This is a genomic window from Longimicrobium sp., assembly GCA_036389795.1.
Lineage (GTDB): Bacteria > Gemmatimonadota > Gemmatimonadetes > Longimicrobiales > Longimicrobiaceae > Longimicrobium.
The window spans coordinates 1-17,819 of the sequence record DASVWD010000151.1 but is presented as its reverse complement, the minus strand read 5'-3'; the positions used below and the strand labels follow the sequence as shown (position 1 = coordinate 17,819).

Annotated in this window: 14 protein-coding genes; 12 read left to right on the top strand and 2 right to left on the bottom strand. The window is 72.1% G+C overall.

All coding sequences use genetic code 11. The features are described from left to right. Nucleotides 1-75 precede the first annotated feature (75 nt). Nucleotides 76-1,191 (top strand): tRNA preQ1(34) S-adenosylmethionine ribosyltransferase-isomerase QueA, encoded by a 1,116-nt coding sequence (gene queA, locus VF746_20615; GenBank protein HEX8694842.1) that lies wholly within the window; start codon nucleotides 76-78, stop codon nucleotides 1,189-1,191. Here queA and VF746_20610 read toward each other — a convergent pair. Further along, nucleotides 1,143-2,027: an endonuclease/exonuclease/phosphatase family protein gene (locus VF746_20610; protein ID HEX8694841.1), complete on the bottom strand. Its 885-nt coding sequence runs from the start codon at nucleotides 2,025-2,027 to the stop codon at nucleotides 1,143-1,145. The two genes, queA and VF746_20610, sit on opposite strands and share 49 nt — an antisense overlap. 152 nt (nucleotides 2,028-2,179) lie before the next feature. Here VF746_20610 and VF746_20605 point away from each other — a divergent pair, with 152 nt between their 5' ends. Then, nucleotides 2,180-3,703 carry a hypothetical protein gene (locus VF746_20605; protein HEX8694840.1) on the top strand — a complete coding sequence of 508 codons (1,524 nt, stop codon included), beginning with the start codon at nucleotides 2,180-2,182 and terminating at the stop codon, nucleotides 3,701-3,703. A gap of 303 nt (nucleotides 3,704-4,006) precedes the next feature. On the opposite strand, the gene VF746_20600 is transcribed toward VF746_20605, so the two are convergent. Then, complete coding sequence (locus VF746_20600) at nucleotides 4,007-6,634, bottom strand: IPT/TIG domain-containing protein (GenBank protein ID HEX8694839.1); 2,628 nt, start codon at nucleotides 6,632-6,634, stop codon at nucleotides 4,007-4,009. Between the two features lie 431 nt (nucleotides 6,635-7,065). On the opposite strand from VF746_20600, the gene rpsF reads away from it, so the two are divergent. The 10 genes from rpsF (at nucleotide 7,066) to VF746_20550 (ending at nucleotide 17,574) form a co-directional block, all read left to right on the top strand. Then, entirely contained in the window at nucleotides 7,066-7,449 is a 384-nt protein-coding gene (gene rpsF / locus VF746_20595) for a 30S ribosomal protein S6 (GenBank protein ID HEX8694838.1), read from the top strand. Between the two features lie 3 nt (nucleotides 7,450-7,452). Continuing rightward, nucleotides 7,453-7,674: a 30S ribosomal protein S18 gene (rpsR, locus tag VF746_20590; protein HEX8694837.1), complete on the top strand. Its 222-nt coding sequence runs from the start codon at nucleotides 7,453-7,455 to the stop codon at nucleotides 7,672-7,674. A 13-nt stretch (nucleotides 7,675-7,687) separates the two neighbouring features. Then, on the top strand, nucleotides 7,688-8,134 hold the full coding sequence (gene rplI, locus VF746_20585; GenBank protein HEX8694836.1) for a 50S ribosomal protein L9: 447 nt from the start codon (nucleotides 7,688-7,690) through the stop codon (nucleotides 8,132-8,134). Nucleotides 8,135-8,379: 245 nt separating this feature from the next. Beyond that, nucleotides 8,380-8,766: a ribosome silencing factor gene (gene rsfS, locus VF746_20580; protein ID HEX8694835.1), complete on the top strand. Its 387-nt coding sequence runs from the start codon at nucleotides 8,380-8,382 to the stop codon at nucleotides 8,764-8,766. A gap of 228 nt (nucleotides 8,767-8,994) precedes the next feature. After that, nucleotides 8,995-10,587 (top strand): hypothetical protein, encoded by a 1,593-nt coding sequence (locus VF746_20575; protein ID HEX8694834.1) that lies wholly within the window; start codon nucleotides 8,995-8,997, stop codon nucleotides 10,585-10,587. Next, nucleotides 10,584-14,147 (top strand): chromosome segregation protein SMC, encoded by a 3,564-nt coding sequence (gene smc / locus VF746_20570; protein HEX8694833.1) that lies wholly within the window; start codon nucleotides 10,584-10,586, stop codon nucleotides 14,145-14,147. The genes VF746_20575 and smc overlap by 4 nt, the downstream gene beginning before the upstream one ends. A gap of 41 nt (nucleotides 14,148-14,188) precedes the next feature. Further along, nucleotides 14,189-14,965 carry a serine protease gene (locus VF746_20565; protein ID HEX8694832.1) on the top strand — a complete coding sequence of 259 codons (777 nt, stop codon included), beginning with the start codon at nucleotides 14,189-14,191 and terminating at the stop codon, nucleotides 14,963-14,965. A gap of 52 nt (nucleotides 14,966-15,017) precedes the next feature. Continuing rightward, nucleotides 15,018-15,884, top strand: coding sequence for an aminoglycoside phosphotransferase family protein (locus tag VF746_20560; GenBank protein HEX8694831.1), 867 nt, complete (start codon nucleotides 15,018-15,020; stop codon nucleotides 15,882-15,884). 251 nt (nucleotides 15,885-16,135) lie between these two features. Next, a complete protein-coding gene (gene aroF, locus VF746_20555) occupies nucleotides 16,136-17,191 on the top strand; it encodes a 3-deoxy-7-phosphoheptulonate synthase (GenBank protein HEX8694830.1) in 1,056 nt (351 codons plus the stop codon). Continuing rightward, complete coding sequence (locus VF746_20550) at nucleotides 17,188-17,574, top strand: YraN family protein (protein ID HEX8694829.1); 387 nt, start codon at nucleotides 17,188-17,190, stop codon at nucleotides 17,572-17,574. Before aroF ends, VF746_20550 begins: the two co-directional genes overlap by 4 nt. The last annotated feature ends 245 nt before the right edge of the window (nucleotides 17,575-17,819 follow it).

Here is a 17,819-nt window from a genome sequence, read left to right as displayed (position 1 = left end):
CGGTGCGGGTGGGTCGCGAGTCGAGCGGAAGCCTGGCGCCGCCCCTGGTCACATGCCGCTCGTCCGGATCCGGTGATGAGCGAGCGGGGCCGGCGCACCTCGGACTACGACTTCCACCTCCCGCCGGAGCAGGTCGCCCAGGCCCCGGCCGCGCGCCGCGACGCCAGCCGGCTGCTGGTGGTCGACCGCGCGACGGGGGAGCTCGCCCACCGCGTCTTCGCGGACCTGGCCGACTACGTCCCCGCGGGCGACGCGCTGGTGCTGAACGAGACGCGCGTGTTCCCGGCGCGGCTGGTGGGCCGCAAGCCCACGGGCGCGCAGGCCGAGGTGCTGCTGCTGACGCCGGAGGGGGGCGAGGAGAAGCTCTGGCGCGCGCTGGTGCGCCCCGGCGGCAAGCTCAAGCCGGGGCGGACGGTGGAGATCGCGCCGGAGCTCGCGGTGGAGATCGTGGAGAGCACGCCCGGCGGCGAGCGGATCGTGCGGCTGCACACGCCGCTGCCGCTGGCCGAGGCGCTGGAGCGCTGGGGCGAGGTGCCGCTGCCGCCGTACATCACGCACGCGGCCACGGCGGAAGACCGCGAGCGCTACCAGACGGTCTACGCCCGCGAGCGCGGCTCGGTGGCGGCGCCCACGGCGGGGCTGCACTTCACGCCGGAGCTGCTGGCGAAGCTGGAGGCGAAGGGCGTGCGCATCGTGCGGCTGGTGCTGCACGTGGGCGTGGGCACCTTCCGCCCGGTGGAGACGGAGGACCCGGCCGAGCACCGCATGCACTCGGAGTGGTACCACGTGCCGCCCGAGGCCGCCGCGGCGCTGAACGAGACGCGCGCGGCCGGCGGGGCGATCTGGGCCGTGGGGACCACGGTGACGCGCACGCTGGAGACGGTGGCCGACGAGGGCGGCGTGGTGCACCCGGGCGAGGGGTGGACGGACATCTTCATCCGCCCCCCGTACCGCTTCAGGGCGGTGGACCGGCTGGTCACCAACTTCCACCTCCCGCGCTCCACCCTGCTCATGCTGGTGGCCGCCTTCGCCGGCTACGACCTGGTCATGCGCGCGTACCGCGAGGCGGTGAAGGGCGGGTACCGCTTCTTCTCGTACGGCGACGCGATGGTGATCCTGGGAGCGGCAGGCCACGACGCCGCTCAGTCGTCATCGGCCGTGGTTCGGAACCGGGCCAGGAGCGGGAGGTGATCCGAGACCTCCACCACGTATTCGGAACAGGAGAGGCCGAGGTCCTCCAGGCCCAGCAGCCGAAAACTGCCTTCCTGGTACTCGGTGGTGAAGCCGCTGGAGATCGCGTACCCGTCCAGCGGATTTCCACGTTCCGGGTCGCACCCCGATATGTGCGTGAGGTGGCCGTCAAGCTCTTCGGAGGAAACGAACCGGAGGAATCCCGCGGGGCTCATCGCTTCGAAGTTCGCCCTGTCGTTCCGCCGCGTCGGCGTGGGCGCGATCATGTTGTAGTCCCCGATCACGAGCACGTCCTTCTCCTGCCCCTGCACCGCGCCCGCGATGAAGTTCGCGAGGGCGGTCGCCTGGCGCGTCCGTTGTGCTCGCTGTGCGGCGCTGCGACCGGACTTCAGGTGCACGCCGATCAGGATGAAGTCGAAGCTCCCGATCCGGACGTTCGCCGTGAGCGCCTGGCGTGAGCGCGGCTCCTCTTCGAGGTTGGTCCCGGCGATCAGCTGCCCGTTGGAGACGGTCGCACGCGAGTTGTGCAGGATGGCGATGTTCTGCACGACCTCGGGTCCCTGCTGCAGGATGACGGCTTCGTAGCCGAGCTGCTGTGCGATCTGATGGGCCGCTTCGTCGGGGTTCACCTCCGACAGCACGATCACGTCCGGCGCGGGATCGAGGTCGCGAATCACGCCGACGATCCGGGACAGCCGCCCCGGTGGGATCGGATCCAGTCCCGCGATGTTCCATTCCATGATCACGGCGTCGGTCTGCGCCATGCGCGCCGGCGCGGTCGATGCCGCTCCGGCGCTCAGCAGGACGATCGGGAGGCAAATGACGGCTCGCGGCATTCTCACGATGGCCTCCTTGCGGTGTGAGTTCCGGTGATTCCAGAGTGGGCGATCGGCGGTCCGACGCCGTAGTTGTACCTCGTGGGAACTCCACCCTACTGGATGGACTCGCGGACAAGCTTTCCCAATCCGGCCCTTTCCACCGATCCGCCATGAGCACGCTCCGTCTCCCGCGCATCCTCCTTCCCGCGTTCCTCCCCTTCGTCCTCACGTCGGCCGCCGGTGCGCAGGGCGTCTGCGTCACGGAGGCGAGCGGTCCGCGCATCGTGCAGGCGCGCGTGGAGCGGGCGAACGGCGATACCGTCGTGGCGGTGGACGGGCGGGCGCGGCGGCTGCGGGAGGCCTATCCCGCGAGAGGCCGGCTGCCTTGGGCGTACGCGGCGGACGGGAGCCCGGCGCCGGTGCGCGCGCAGGGGTACCTCTGGGAGGCGGAAGGGCCGGTGCGGACGCTGCTGCCGGAGGAGGCCCACCGGAGCGGCGAGATCGGCGGGACGCCCGCCTTCGCGGCGACGTGGGACCGGCCCGCGCAGCCGGAGCTGCTGTACGTGCCCGTGGGCGGGCGGTGCGCGTTCCAGGGGTTCCGGCGCGGGCGCTACGTCGGCATCCCGCGGCGGGTGCCGGACGCGGCGCTGCTCGACTCCGTCGCCATCTCCCACGGCGGGTGCGCGGACTGCCCGGCGTTCGACTTCGTGCTGGCGCGCGACGGCACCGCGCGGTACGCCGGCCGCGCCGAGGTGCGCCCGCTCGGCGAGCACGCGCTGAGGGCGCCGCCGGAGCTGTGGGCGGCCGTCGCCGGGCGCGCGGCGGCGCTGGCGGGCGACTCGCTGGAGGAGAGCTACGGCCGCCCGCCCGGCGCCGCCGGGTTCCCGCTGCGCCTCTACTTCCGCGGCGAGGACCCGATCCAGACCGAGGGCAGCCTCCCCGCGCCGGTGGACAGCCTGCGCGCGCTCGTCTTCCGCGCCTCGCGCGAGGTGGCCGGCTGGGGGAGGGTGGTCGACGTCGCCACGCTGGACGAGGGGTGGACGCGGCGCACCAGCCGGCGCACGTACACGGTGAGCGGCCGCCGCCTCGGGGGACGGATCACCCTGGACCTGCAGGAGACGGAGGACGGGTGGCTGAGCACGCTGGCGGCGCACCCCGCGCTGGAGGGCGTGCTGCGCAGCGCCATCCGCTTCGGGGGGAACCCCACGCGCGACCCGCTCCAGGTGCGCGCCACGGTGCTGACGCCGGACGGGCCGGCCACCTACGAGGCCTCGCGCAACCGCGACACGCTGGCGTGGCTGCTCACCGGCCCCGGCGAGCGCGAGCGGCGCACGGCGTTCCGCGACGTGGGCGGGGCGGTGCTGCAGGTGGCCGTGCACGCGCTGGAGAGCGCCCGGCTCAACCCCGGCGACTGGGTCGCCGTGCCCGTCCTCCCGCTCGGCGGCGGCGAGCCGGGGCGGCGCATCTGGCACGTGGCGGGAGAGGAGGAGGTGCGCACGCGCGCCGGGCGGTTCCGCGCCTACCGCGTGGAGGCCGTGGACGCGCCGGTCCCGCTCACGCTCTACCTCGCCGCCGAGGCGCCGCACACCCTGCTGCGCGCCGTCTACGGCCGCGCGCCCGACCTGGTGCGCGTCGAGCTGCGCACCCTGCGCGAGCAGCCGCGGGCGGGCGCCCCCGCGCGGCCTGATCGCTGATTGCGGCTCCGGATCGACGACGGGTAATGGAAGCACGCGGAGATTCGTGCCGCTACCGCGCCCGACCCACGGTGCAAGGTAAGAAGATTCTTCGGCCCTGCCGCCATCGGTGCAGAGGTCGGTGCCGTGTGGCCGGGCCTCAGAAGGACAGCAATCACCCCTGATCATCCCGGTTCGGGATGAGCCGGGCGCGCCGCGATGCCGCTGGAGCGAAGAGCCCCACCCTGCGCGAGGCAGGGTGGGGCTTCAACGTATCGAGCGGCCTTGCGTGCTTCCGGCGACTGGCGGAAGACGGCGCGCGATCTACTGCAGACGGGCGACGGCGATCCGCACCCTGTTCTGGAGCGTGTCGCCCGCGATGCCCCGCACCCGCAGCAGCTGCGGCTGCGTGTGAGTGCCGGTGAACTCGAAGTACTTCACCGCACCCGCGTGGAGATTCGGGACCTCCACCGGGGCGACCGGCCCGAAGGCGAGCTGGTGCGGGACCAGCGGGGAGTCGAGCATGTACGGCCACCCGAAGTCCTTCTTGAGCCCGGCCCACATGCTCGGGAGGTTCCAGGTGGGGAAGTCGAGGTCCCGGTTCGTCAGGCCGAAGCGGTCGTCGGCGTACATCGCCAGCGCCCACTCCCCCAGGAGCTGGTCGATCGAGACGCCCGCGCGCTTCGCCAGGTTCTCCAGGTGGTAGTCCTGGGTGTTGGTCAGCGCCGTCAGGAAGGCGGCGTCGGAGGCGGCGTAGCGGTCGATCGTGTAGCGCACCAGCGACCACGCCGTGGCGTAGAACGCCGAGCTGAGGCCGGGGCTCTCGTCGTTGGTGCGGCCGAAGGCCGAGTTCACGTGGGGCGTGGTCATGAAGCCCTGGTAGAGCATCTGGAAGTGCCTCCACATGTTGACCGACGGCCGCCTCGGATCGGTCGCGCTGCACGGCTGCCAGTCCGGCCGGACGTCGCAGTACACGCTCCCCAGGGCGTCCGGGCCGCCGTAGCCGGTGTTGCCCTTCCACGGCACGTTGTAGACGACGTTGCGCGCCCAGAGCTCCTCCGCGTGGCGCGCGGTGCCCTCCTCCAGCCACGGCCACTCCCAGGCGGAGTTGTACACCCTGCGCGCGGCGAGCGACGCCACGTGCTTGGTCTCGTGGATGAAGGTCGAGCGCATGTTCCAGTACCAGGTGTCGGGGCTGTAGACGCCCCAGTAGCCGGTGCCGTTGAACGTCGGCAGGCGCGCGTAGAAGTACTCGCCGAAGTTGGTGGCCTTGTTGTACTCGTCCTCCGGGAAGTAGTCGCACGGCGACACGAAGCCGGCCACGCCGGTGTTGTTCAGCTTCGGGGTGAAGAGGGCCACCAGCACGCCGTTGTTGTCGGTCATGGCGTCGCGCCGGATCGGGTCGCCGAAGTGCGTGCGGATGATCGGCTCCATGTCGGCGTTGTACTCGTCGCCGATGCGCTGGTAGTACTCCCGCATCTTCGCGTTGTTGGCCGCCTTGAACTCGGTCGGCGTCTCGTCGTCCTCGTAGATGGCCAGCTTCCCCGAGTAGTAGACGCGGGTGGCGTTCACGGTGAGGAAATCGCCGCACCAGCCGCTGCTGAGGTCGAGCATCTTCATGACCCGGGTGGGCGGCGGCGGCGTGACCCCGGCCGGGACGGCGTTGCGGCTCGCGCGCAGGCGCGCGTCGCTCGGGAACCGGTTCCGCAGCCGCTCGAACTCGCGGCGGGTCGCCTCCAGGACGCGCAGGTGCGGATCGTCGCCCTGCTGCGCCAGCTCCTCGAGCGAGCGCTGGGCGGCGCCGGAGATCGGCGCGAACGACGGCGCGGCCACGCTGGGCCGCGGGGCCGGGGCGCGCTGCGCGGTGGACGCCACGCCCACGGCGTCGCCGGAGAACTCGATCCCCGCCGAGCTGTACGACCAGTCGTGGGTGTTGTAGACGGCCACCAGATAGCGGCTGTCGGTGCCGCTCGGGGCGAGCTCGTTGCAGCCCACCCGCGCCGAGTCGGTGACGATCGCCGTCTGGCCGACCGCCAGCGTGTGCCGCGGCACCTGGAGGGGGTGCGTGACCGCCGCGCCCCGCATCCCGCCGGAGGTCACGGAGACCGCCACGTTCCCCGAGAGGACGCAGGGCACGGTGACCTGCAGGCTGCCGGCGTCGCCGCCGACCACCGGGGCCGCGGCGCCGCCGATGGTGACGGACGCGGAGGCCGGGTCGAAGCTGGTCCCGGTGAGGGTGGCCGTGCGCCCCGGCACCAGCGGCAGCGGGCTCACCCCGGTGACCTGCGGCGCCGCGGACGACAGGGTGCCCGGGGGCGTCTCGGTGGAGACGAACACCAGGAAGCTGAACGCCTCCACCCCGGCCGGCATTCCCAGCCGCCAGGTCCTGGCGGCCGAAACCTCGCCGGGGGCGAGCACGCCGTCGGGGCCCAGCTCGTCCTGGTCCACCCCGCCGACCCTGCCGCCGTACTGGAAGTAGGGCTGCTCCGAGGCGGTGAAGGCGTCCGTCCCGCTGGCGTTGAGCACGGTGATGGTCCCGTTCCCCGCGGTGACGGTGGGGCCCGACGAGAACAGCACCCGCACCCCGTCGTCGTGGCGCGTGCTCCCGTCGCCGGTGCCCATCGGCAGGTTGGCCAGGTTCTGGACCGTGACGTCGAACGAGAAGACGCCGTCGGCGTAGCTCACCCGCGAGCTGACCAGGCGGACGTACTTCCCCTGCTGCCCCACCGTCTGGCGGTCCAGCCGGGCGCCGCCGGCCTGGCTCGGGTCGCCGCACTCCAGGGAGGCGCCGGCCACGCTGGCCCGGCACTCCAGCACAGCCAGCGATCCCTCGGGGACCTTGATCTCGGGAAGAGTCGCGCGGTCGCTGCAGGCGGCCGCGGCGACGGGAAGGCACAGCAGGACGGTCAGCCGGGCGAGCGCGCCGAGGCGCCCGCGGTTGTGAAACAGCACTTGAGTGTCTCCGGAAAGGACGCGCGCAGGCGGCCGTGGTTTGGTGGAGAGGCTCGGGCCGGCGAGTGGCTGGGGCTCGCGACGTAGAACCGGGTTCAGGTGCGCCGATCCTTGCCGAAGACGCACGGGCGCGCGTGTGCGACCACCGGGGGCGTTTCGGGGGAGGATCAGCGGAAGAAAACTAATGTATTTTTCACGTAAGTTCAAGTGCCGCAAGTATTTAGAACAAAAGCAGACGTGAAACGAGACGCCTGCCGCGCCGGGTGCGGCCGTCGTCCCGCCTCGCGCGGGTCCGTCCTCCTCGGGTTGTCGGAACCGCGCCGGGGTGATATCTTACCCTGCTGCCCCCGAAAACGGGGGCGGTTCTTTTTCCCCAGACCTGCTCCGCGCACTCACCGGCGCGGGGCCTCATGTCCACAGGAAGGTGACTTTTGCGGGACTACGAGGTCGTGTACATCTTCCACCCGTCGCTCGACGAGGGGAAGGTGAACGAGAAGCTCGACCGCTTCCACGGTCTCTTGACCGGGGGGCGCGGCGGCGAGATCACCGCCGTCGACCACTGGGGGAAGCGCCAGCTGGCCTACCCCATCGAGGACCAGAACAGCGGCTACTACGTGGTGGCGCACTTCGCCTCCCCGGCCGAGGCGCTCCCCGAGTTCGAGCGCATCCTGAAGCTCGACGAGGAGCTGCTGCGCTACCTGGTCGTCGTCAACGAGGGCGACCTCGCCACCACTCCCGTCCCGCCGCAGCCCAAGCGCAGCGAGGAGGACGAGGAGGAGCCCGTCGGCCCCGGCGCCGTCGTCGAGGAGGAGTAACCCATGCGTCCATCGCGCAAGGCGTGCCCCATCTGCGAGTCCGGGGCGCGCACCATCGACTACAAGGACGAGCGCACGCTGCAGCGCTTCATCACGGAGCGCGGCAAGATCCTCCCGCGGCGGATCAGCGGGATGTGCGCGCGGCACCAGCGCCAGGCCGGCACCGCCATCAAGCGGGCCCGCTACCTGGCCCTGCTGCCGTACATCGCCGGCTTCGAGCAGTAAGGAGGAACCCCCGATGCAGGTCATCCTCAGGGAGCGCCTGGAGAACCTCGGCGAGCCCGGCGAGATCGTCGAAGTCAAGCCGGGCTACGCCCGCAACTACCTGATCCCCAAGGGGCTGGCGTACGAGGCCACCGACGCCAACCGGCGCCGCCTGGAGGCCGAGCGCGCCCGCGTGGCCGCCCGCGAGGCGGAGACGCTGTCCGACGCGCAGCTGCACGCCCGCAAGATCGAGGGCGTGTCGCTCACCTTCACGGCCCGCGCGGGCCAGGAAGGCAAGCTGTTCGGCTCGATCACCTCGGCCGACATCGCCGAGAAGCTGGCCGCGCAGGGGATCCAGGTGGACCGCCGCCAGATCGAGCTGGAGGAGCCGATCAAGACCCTCGGCGTCACCAGCGTCCCCATCCGCCTGCACCCGCAGGTGAAGCCGGAGATCAAGGTCTGGGTGATCGCGGAGGAGTAGGCTTCCTCGCGGTCCCGGGCTTCGGAGGCGGCCCCGTCGTTCGCGGCGGGGCTGTCTTTTTAGTCCTGAGTGCTAAGTCCTTAGTGCCCAGTGCCAGTGCCCAGTGCCCAGTGCCCAGTGCCGCCGGTCCCACTTAGCACTTAGCACTCAAGACTTCGCACTTTCCTACCCCCTCCCTGGTCCCTAACTTGCCGCTCGGGCGGTTGTTCGAGGGGACGAAAACGCAACCCGAAAGACGGACCGGAATGAGCATCACCCCCGTGTCTCCCGCGTCGCTGGACCTGCCGAAGGAAGTGGCGCGCGTGGTGGAGCTGCTGTTCGACCGCAAGGCGCTGGAGGTCACGCTGCTGGACCTGCGCGGCATCTCCACCGCCACCGACTGGTTCGTGATCGCCAGCGGCACCTCCGACACGCACGTGGCGGCCATCGCCGACTCGGTGGTCGACGAGATGAAGAAGGAGGGCGTCCGCCCGCTGAACGTGGAGGGCGCGCGGGAGGCCCGCTGGATCCTGGTCGACTACTTCGACTTCGTGGTCCACGTCTTCCACCCCGCCGCCCGCGAGTACTACCGCCTGGACCGCCTCTGGGGCGACGCGCCCACGCACGTCCTGGAGCCGCAGGCCGCGGGCTGAGCGGGAGACGGAGGGCAGGGGCGCACACCGTTCCCTGCCTCCGCACGGAAGGCGGTAGTCCGCGCAGGCGGACTTCGTGTGGTCGTTGCAGCGAATTCATTCGCCCCCCTCCCCCTGAAACGCTTGCGGCGCAAGGAGTCTCGTCTTTACCTTTGCGTCGGCTCTCAAACCCCATCCTTCGGAGCGAGGGTCTGCTCCGGTCATTCCGGGCACTTCTCCCCCGAGCACATGACCGACTTCCCACCGGCCACCGGGTCCCCGGGACGGCGCCTGCCGGCGCCCACCTTCTTCGACCCCTCGTTCGAGCGGCTTCCGGCCGCCGCCTCGGCCGAGGCGGGGTACGGCGGCCCCGTGGCCCTGGTCTACGACCCCCGCGCCGACCGCGAGTGGGTGGCCGACGCGGCCATCGCCATCGCCACCGGGTGGGCCGCGGGCGGGCGCCGCACCGTGCTGGCCGACCTCAGCCTGGAGAACCCCATCCTCCACGAGCGCATCGGGATGGGGAACATGGACGGCGTCGTCGACATCTTCCTCTACGGCGCCTCGCTGGCCCGCAGCGCCCGGTCCGTCCCCGGGCGCGGCTTCTACCTGATCACCGCGGGGACCTACACCCCCGAGCCCGAGGCCATCTTCCGCCACCCGCGCTGGGAGAAGCTGGTGGCCGGCTTCCGCGAGGCGCAGGCGTCGCTGATGCTCTTCGTCCCCGCCGACGCCCCCGGGCTGGACGCGCTGGCGCAGTGGGCCCACGACGCCGTCCTGCTGGGCGGGCCTCCCGACGGGGCCACCTTCGCCCCGGCCGCCGGCCGCTTCGCCCCGCACGCCTGGCTGGTGCCGCCCCGCCGGGACGCCCCGGCCGCCGCCGCGACTCCGTCCGCTTCCGGTCCCGCTCCCGCGGCGCCCCCGCCCGAGCGCTTCCCCGAGCCCGAGCCGGTCCCGCCGTGGGCGGCGCGCCCGCCCGCCGACGCCACGGCCGCGGAGCTGCTGGGCGTCCCCGCGGCCGCCGCGCCCGCTCCCGCGCACGCCGCGCCGCCCGCGGAGCCGCTCCCCGTCCCCGACGTGGCGTGGGAGCAGGCCGCGCCGGCCCGGGGGCGCCGGCGCGGCATCCCCAAGAAGCGGAGGATCCCGCCCGTCGTCCTGGTGCTGCTGGTGCTGGCGTTCATGGCCCTGGCCGCCGGCGCGGTGCTCTGGTTCTTCTTCCCCGACGCGCTCACCCGGCTGCGGCGGCCGGCGGCCCGCCCCGCCGCCGCCCGGGCGGCCCCGGCGGCCCCGGCCCGCTACCGCGCCGACGCGGCGCCGGCGGGGACGGCGCGCCCCTACTCCGTCTTCGTGCGCGCCTTCCCCGACTACCAGCCGGCGCGCGAGCTGGCCGAGCAGGTGGCCGACAAGCTCCCGGGAGAGCCGGTCTACATCATCCCCGAGCAGAGCGGAGGCGTGCTCTACCACAAGGTGTACGCGGGGATGATGGAGGACACCGTGGCGGCCGCGCGGGTGCGGCAGCAGCTCCTGCAGGACGGCACCATCAACCCCGAGGACGCGGGTGGCACCTCGGCGCTGGTGCAGCCCCGCCCGCTGGCGTTCATGCTGGGCCTCTTCCCCACCCGCGAGGAGGCCGAGCTGCACGTGGCCGAGCTGGCCGCCAACGCCATCTCCGCCTACCCGGCCGCGGTGCCGCTCTCCGACGGCAGCGAGCGCTGGACGCTGTACGCCGGCGCCTTCGCCGACTCGGCGAGCGCGGCCCCCATGAAGACCCAGCTGGAAACCGCTGGACTCCCGGCGCGGCTGGTCGAGCGCACGGGACGCCCCGCCGCCTCCCCGAAATGAAGCTCCGCACCCTCCAGCTCCACGGCTTCAAGTCGTTCCCCGACCGCACCACCATCGAGTTCCGCGACGGCGTCACGGCCATCGTGGGGTCGAACGGCTGCGGCAAGTCCAACACCGCCGACGCCGTGCGCTGGGTGCTGGGCGAGCAGCGCGCGTCCGCCCTGCGCGGCGGGAAGATGGAAGAGGTGATCTTCCAGGGGACCGTGAAGCGCCGGCCGCTCAACTACGCCGAGGTCTCGCTCGTCTTCTCCAACGAGGACGGGCGCGTTCCCGTGCCGCAGAGCGAGATCGAGATCGCCCGCAAGGTGTTCCGCGAGGGGGGCAGCGAGTACGCCATGAACCGCGTCGCCTGCCGCCTGCGCGACATCCACGACCTGCTGCGCGACACGGGGCTGGGGTCCAACGCCTACTCGATCATCGAGATCGGGATGATCGACTCGATCCTGTCGGAGCGGGCCGAGGAGCGGCGCGCCATGTTCGAGGAGGCGGCGGGGATCGGCCGCTACAAGGACCGTCGCAAGGCCGCCCAGCGCCGCCTGGAGGGCGCCGAGGTGGACCTGGCGCGGCTCGGCGATCTGGTGGCCGAGGTGGAGTCGAAGGTGCGCTCGCTGGCCCGCCAGAAGCGCCGCGCCCAGCGCCACGCCGAGCTGCAGGCCCGCCGCCTCGACCTCGAGGTCGCCCTGGCGCGCGCCGACCTGGAGGCGCTCACCGCGTCGCTGGGCGAGGGCGCGCGGCGGCAGGGGGCGCTGGAGCGCGAGGCGGGCGAGGCGCGCACCGAGCTCGCCACCGCCGAGGCGGTGCTGGAGGAGCGGCGGATCGAGGCCGCGGAGCTCGGGCGGCGGCGCCAGCAGGTGGCCGGGCGCCTCGACGAGGTGCGCCAGCGGCTGGACGCGCACGAGCGCGAGATCCTGCTGGCCGACGAGCGCCGCTCCAACGCGGAGATGCGCATCGCCCAGCTGGTGAAGGAGCGCGGCGAGCTGGGCGAGCGCGCGGCGCGGCTCGAACGCGAAGCCGGGCGGCTGCAGGGCGAGCGCGACGTGGCGCTGGGGCGGCTGGACACGGTGCGCGAGCGGCTGGAGGCGCGCGTGGCGGAGAACGAGTCCCTGCGCGCGACGCTCTCGGCGCACCGCCAGGCCAGCGAGGCGGCGGCCGCGCGCTCGCGCGAGGTGGCGCGCGACATCGCCGCCGCGGAGGGCGAGCGCGCGGCCTCGGAGCGCCGCCGCGCGGAGGCGCTGGAGCGGCTGGCGGGGCTCGCCGAACAGGACGCGCAGCTCGGCGCCGAGATCACCGTGCTGGGCGAGCAGACGGAGCTGTGGCACGGGCAGGGCTCCACGCTGCGCGACCGGCTGGACGCGGCGGCCGACGCGGCGGACGCGGCCCGCGAGGCGGCGCGCGTCCTCCGCGGCCGCGAGGGGCCGCTGCGGGACGCGCTGCGCGCGGCGGAGGACCGCGTCTCGCGCCTCGCCAGCCAGGTGGCCGCGCGCGAGGCGATGGAGCGCAGCTACGAGGGCTTCTCCCCCGCGGTGACGGCCATCATGGGCGACCGCGCCCGCTTCCCCGGTGTGCTGGCGCCGCTGGCCGACTTCGTCCGCGCCACCACGGCGGACGCGGCCACGGCACAGGCGGTCGAGTCCTTCCTGGGGACGCTCCTGCAGGCGCTCGTCGTGGAGGACCTGGCCGCCGCGCGCGCGGTGCGGAAGTGGTTCCGCGAGGAGTGGACAGGGGGCGGCTCGCTCCTCCTCCTCCCGCTCGACGCGCCGGGGGTGCGGGAGCAGCTGGCCCAGGCGTCGGCCGCGCACCGGCTGGGGGTCTCCGGGAGCGGGGCGGCGCAGGCGTGGGTGGAGGTCTTCCTCGCGGGGCTGCTCGTCCTCCCGGGCGAGGACCCGCTGGACGCCTACGCGGCGGGCGCGCGGGTGGACGCCTTCGGCGACACGGTGGACCCGCGCGGGGTGATCCGCCTGGGGCAGCCGGCGGCGGGGGAGGGGATCCTCGCGCGGCGCGAGGCCCTGGGCCGCCTGCGGAACGAGCTGGAAGACGCGGAGGTGGCGCGCGACCGGCGGGTGCTGGAGCGCGACGCGCTGGCGCAGGAGGTCCTCCTGGCCGAGGAGCGCGCCCGCGAGGCCGACGAGGTGCGGCGGGTGATGGAGGCCGACCTGCGCCAGCTCGACGCCGACACCGCCGCGCACGGCCACCGCCGCGGCCGCCTGGAGCGCGAGCGCGAGCAGGTGGTGGCCGCCGCCGCGGCCGCGAAGCGCGAGGCGGAGCACGCCGCGGCGCGCATGGCGGAGCTGGACGCGCGGCTCGAGGAGCTGGCCCGCCTCTCGGCCGGGGCGGGCGCGGAGGCGGCGCGGGCCGGCGCCGGGCTGGCCGAGCTGGACGCGGCGTGGGAGAGCGCGCGCGACGAGGAGAGCGAGCTGCGCGTGGCCGTCGCCCGGGCGGAGGCCGAGCTGCGCGAGGTGGAGCGCGCGCTCTCCGAGGCGCTGAACGGGGCCGACGCGGCGCGGCGGCGCGCCGCCACCCTCGAGGCCGAGGCCGAAGAGCTGCGCCGCTCGCTGGAAGGCCTCTCCGGCATCCGCGAGCGCGCCGGGGACCAGGTGGAGACGCTCTTCGCCGAGCGCGACCGCCTGGCCGCCGACGTGGCGAACCTGGACGCGCGCCTGGGCGAGCTGGAGGCGGAGCTGGCGGGGGCCGAGGAGCGCGCCCGCGTGGCCCGCCGCCGCGAGGCCGAGGCGGCCGAGGCGCGCCACCGCATCGAGCTGGAGCGCGCGGAGCTGGAGGGGCGCGTCGTCCGTGCCCGCGAGCGGCTGGAGGTCGAGTGGGCGCGGCCGTGGGAGGTCCTGGTCGCGAGCGCGAACCCGGTCGAGGAGGGCGGCGCGGAGGCGTGGCGGGCGGAGGTGCGCGAGATCATCCAGCAGATCGACGCGCTGGGGCCCATCAACATGCTGGCCGTGCAGGAGCACGAGGAGGAGGACCGGCGGCTGCGCTTCCTGCTGGAGCAGCAGGCCGACCTGACCCGGGCGCGCGACGACCTGGCGGCGGCGATCCGGCAGATCAACAAGACGGCGCGCGAGGTCTTCATGAGCACCTTCGACCAGGTGCGCGAGAACTTCAAGCGCACCTTCCAGTCGCTCTTCCAGGGCGGCGAGTGCGACGTGTGGCTGGCCGACCCCGACGACCCGCTGGAGAGCCCGATCGAGATCCAGGCCAGCCCCCGGGGGAAGAAGACGCAGCGCATCCACCTCCTCTCTGGCGGCGAGCGCACGCTCACGGCGCTCTCGCTCCTCTTCGCCATCTACCTGGTGAAGCCCTCGCCGTTCTGCCTCTTCGACGAGGTGGACGCGCCGCTCGACGAGGCCAACGTGGGGCGCTTCATCCAGCTCCTGAACGACTTCAAGGGGCAGACGCAGTTCATCGTGATCACCCACAACCCGCGCACCATGGAGAGCGCGGACTGGATCTACGGGGTGACGATGGAGGAGCCCGGCGTCTCGTCGATCGTCGGCGTGGAGCTGGAGGGCGCCTGGTCGTTCGGGGACCAGCGGGCGGCGGTGGCGCAGTGAGGATTATCCGAAGCTAAAAGCCTATAGAGAAGGAGCATCAGGTGAATCTCGATGCTGTCGCACTCATAGGCCGTGCAAACCCGCAAAAGCCGGGAGTCTCTCCATTTAGCCCAATGGGTTCTTGCATCTGCGTCGACCCGGATGGCGTAGTTGCGACTTGTTGCCACACACTCATCAACTTCTTTGAACGGTGGTCCCCATACGCCGTTCCCAAAGGGCCGGATGTCAAAGAAGTGATAGAAGATGCAGAGCGGCACGAACGTCCTTGGTTCTTTTTCCCATCGAAGTTTGCTTGGCAGCCGTCCGGACGTACTCACGAAGGCGGTGCTTATCCGATGCTCTCCTTCCAGGCTGATCGCTTACTGGACATCGCTGTAGTGGAACTCGGGGGATCAGGGGTCGACAGGCCTCTACCATTTGTCAGAATAGCGCGTTTTCCAGCGGAGGTTGGGGATAAGGTTCGTTTCGCCGGCTTTTATGACTCCGGAGTGTTGAAGGATCGAGATGGCTACTTGCGTGGATGGCCGATGTGTAAGGACGAGGCGAGCGTAATTTGTTCCACACCAAACGGATTCTTGATCGATTATCCAGTTCGTAGGGGGATGAGCGGGAGTGGGGTCTTCAATGGAGAAGGAGGGTTGGTGGGGATCATCGTTGAGTATTGGTCTCCCGAGTTCGCGGCTAAGCAAGTGGGTATTGAGAAATCCCTTGGCCTTTGTGCGAACGCACACTTGTTGATTCCACAATATCAAAAGCTTCGTTTGGAAGCTGAGGCACGGGCAGCGGATGGTGACCTTCCGTGGTGTACTCTAACATAGGCGCAGTGAAGCGTGTAACGACGCCGGTACCTGCGTCTTAAGTAGAAGTGTAATGACTCTCGCCGTCCCTGACCGGCTCGCGGCGGAGTGCGCCCGAACGCCCGCGCGCGCCGCCTGGCTCGCGCGGCTGCCGGACGTGGTCCGCGAGCTGGCGCGGCGGTGGTCGCTCGACGTCGGCCCGCCGTTCGAGGGCGAGGCGAGCTGCGCGTGGGTGGCGCCCGCGACGCGCGCGGACGGGACATCGGTGGTGCTCAAGCTCGGCATGCCGCACATGGAGGCCGAGCACGAGATCGCGGGCCTGCGCTTCTGGGCGGGCGACCCCACCGTCCGCCTCCTCGACGCCGACGACGGGCTGGGCGCCATGCTCCTGGAGCGCTGCGAGCCCGGCACCTCGCTGCGCTCCGTCCCCGGGCCCGAGCAGGACCGGGTGGTCGCCGGGCTCCTGCGCCGGGCCTGGCGGGCGCCCTCTCCGCCGCACCCGTTCCGACCGCTCTCCGCGATGACGAGGTACTGGGGCGAGGAGACGCTCGCGGACGCCGCGCGGTGGCCCGACGCGGGGCTGGTCCGCGAGGGCCTGCGCCTGTTCGAGGAGCTGTCGGCGGGGGCGTCCGTGGAGGTGCTGCTGGCGACCGACCTGCACGCCGGCAACGTCCTGCGGGCGCGGCGCGAGCCGTGGCTGGCGATCGACCCCAAGCCGTTCGCCGGCGACCCGGCCTACGACGCGACGCAGCACCTCCTGAACTGCCGGGCGAGGCTGCGCGCCGACCCCGGGGAAACGATCCGCCGCTTCGCCGACCTGCTGGGCGTGGACCCGGAGCGGGTGCGGCTGTGGACGCTCGCGCGCCTGGCCGCGGAGCCGCGCGACGACTGGGACGAGGAGCCGCTCGCGCTGGCGCGGGCGCTGGCGAGACCCGCGTGAGGGATGCGCGCCCGACAGGGCCGCGCGCAGCCCGGCCCGGAGCGCAGCGGAGGGACACGCCCAACCAGCGGTTCAGGCGGTTCGCGGTTTCCGTGAGGCCCTTCTCGAACGACGTCCCACCTTCCGCACCGCACCCTGCGGCTCCCTTCGTCCTCTGCCGTAGACGCGGCCCCGCGCGGCGCGTAGATTTCGTCTGTGGCGGGACAGTCCCGCAGGCACGAAAGCGTTACCCCGAAACCATCTCGCGAGCCATGCTGGTCGTGATGAGGCACGATGCGACGCCCGAGCAGGTGCAGGCGGTCGTCAACGTGATTACCGAAATGGGATACGAGGCCCGGCCGATGCCGGGGAAGCAGCGCACCGCCGTGGGCCTGGTGGGCAACGACGGCAAGGTGAACGCCGACCGCATCGAGGCGCTCCCCGGCGTGCTGGAGATCATCCACGTCACGCAGCCGTACAAGCAGGTCTCGCGCGAGTGGCGCGACGAGCCCACCATCATCGAGCTGGACAACGGCACCCGCATCGGCAGCGAGCAGGTGGCGGTGATGGCGGGGCCCTGCTCGGTGGAGTCCGAGGAGCAGATCGTGGGCATCGCGCACCGGCTGCGCGAGGCGGGCGCCACCATCCTGCGCGGCGGCGCCTTCAAGCCCCGCACCTCGCCGTACTCGTTCCAGGGGATGGGCGAGGCCGGGCTCAAGCTGCTGGCCAGGGCGCGCGAGGAGACGGGCCTGGCCGTGGTCACCGAGGCGCTGGACGAGGAGAGCCTGGCGCTGGTGGCGAAGTACGCCGACATCATCCAGATCGGCGCGCGCAACATGCAGAACTTCTCGCTCCTGCGCCGCGCGGGCCGCACGGGGAAGCCGATCCTGCTCAAGCGCGGGATGGCCGCCACGGTGAAGGACCTGCTCCTGAGCGCCGAGTACATCCTGGCGGAAGGGAACGGGAAGGTGATCCTCTGCGAGCGCGGGGTGCGCGGCTTCGACACGCACACGCGCAACCTGCTGGACCTCACCGCCATCCCCGTGGTCAAGTCGCTCTCGCACCTGCCGATCATCGCCGACCCGAGCCACGGCACGGGCCTGCGCGCCAAGGTGATCCCCATGGCGCGCGCGGCGGTGGCCGCCGGGGCCGACGGGCTGATGATCGAGGTGCACCCCGACCCCGAGCGCGCGCTCTCCGACGGCGCCCAGTCGCTCTTCCCGGGGCAGTTCGAGGAGCTGATGGAGCAGATCGCGGTGATCGCCGAGGCGATCGGGCGCGAGCTGTCGCCGTCGCTCACCGGGCGGCCGGTGCGGGCGGTGGTGTGACGGAGCTTCGCCGCGCGGGGACCACCAACAAGCCGCTGGGCGACCGGGGCGAGCAGCTCGCGGCCGACTACCTGGCGCGCGGCGGCTGGACGATCCTGCACCGCAACTTCCGCCTGGGCCACCGGGAGGTCGACCTCGTCGCGCGCCGCGGCGAGGTCGTGGCGTTCGTGGAGGTGAAGACGCGCGCCGGCCTCGGCTACGGCCACCCGCTGGAGTCGATCACCGCGAAGAAGCGCCGCGAGGTCCAGCAGGTAGCCGCCGCCTGGGTGGAGCGCCACGGGAAGGACGGCGACGTCTACCGGTTCGACGCCGTCTCGGTGCTGGTGCGCGCCGGCGGCGAGCCCGTCATCGAGCACGTGGAGGACGCCTGGCGGATGACGTAGTTTCCCTCCCTTCTCTCTTCCTCGTCCCTTCGCGGTAAACCGTTGGAACCCTCGCCGCTCCAGTTTCCGGAGTGGAGGGGGGTTTGCCGTTCACTTTGTTCGGTTTCATACCAGATTGCCGAGCATTGTTCTGGTTCCGAACAGATTGGAATCACACAGAGGACACAGAGAACACGGAGGAACTGAAGACGCGATTGAAGTTTCTCTGTGTCCTCTGTGTCCTCTGTGTGATGCTCTATCAGAAA

Excerpts from the sequence above, each read along its gene's own strand:
- VF746_20575 (HEX8694834.1), top strand. The coding sequence starts at position 8,995 with ATGACCGACTTCCCACCGGCCACCGGGTCCCCGGGACGGCGCCTGCCG.
- rplI (HEX8694836.1), top strand. The coding sequence starts at position 7,688 with ATGCAGGTCATCCTCAGGGAGCGCCTGGAGAACCTCGGCGAGCCCGGC.
- smc (HEX8694833.1), top strand. The coding sequence starts at position 10,584 with ATGAAGCTCCGCACCCTCCAGCTCCACGGCTTCAAGTCGTTCCCCGAC.
- VF746_20605 (HEX8694840.1), top strand. The coding sequence starts at position 2,180 with ATGAGCACGCTCCGTCTCCCGCGCATCCTCCTTCCCGCGTTCCTCCCC.
- VF746_20610 (HEX8694841.1), bottom strand. The coding sequence starts at position 2,027 with ATGCCGCGAGCCGTCATTTGCCTCCCGATCGTCCTGCTGAGCGCCGGA.
- rsfS (HEX8694835.1), top strand. The coding sequence starts at position 8,380 with ATGAGCATCACCCCCGTGTCTCCCGCGTCGCTGGACCTGCCGAAGGAA.
- queA (HEX8694842.1), top strand. The coding sequence starts at position 76 with ATGAGCGAGCGGGGCCGGCGCACCTCGGACTACGACTTCCACCTCCCG.
- aroF (HEX8694830.1), top strand. The coding sequence starts at position 16,136 with ATGCTGGTCGTGATGAGGCACGATGCGACGCCCGAGCAGGTGCAGGCG.
- VF746_20560 (HEX8694831.1), top strand. The coding sequence starts at position 15,018 with ATGACTCTCGCCGTCCCTGACCGGCTCGCGGCGGAGTGCGCCCGAACG.
- rpsR (HEX8694837.1), top strand. The coding sequence starts at position 7,453 with ATGCGTCCATCGCGCAAGGCGTGCCCCATCTGCGAGTCCGGGGCGCGC.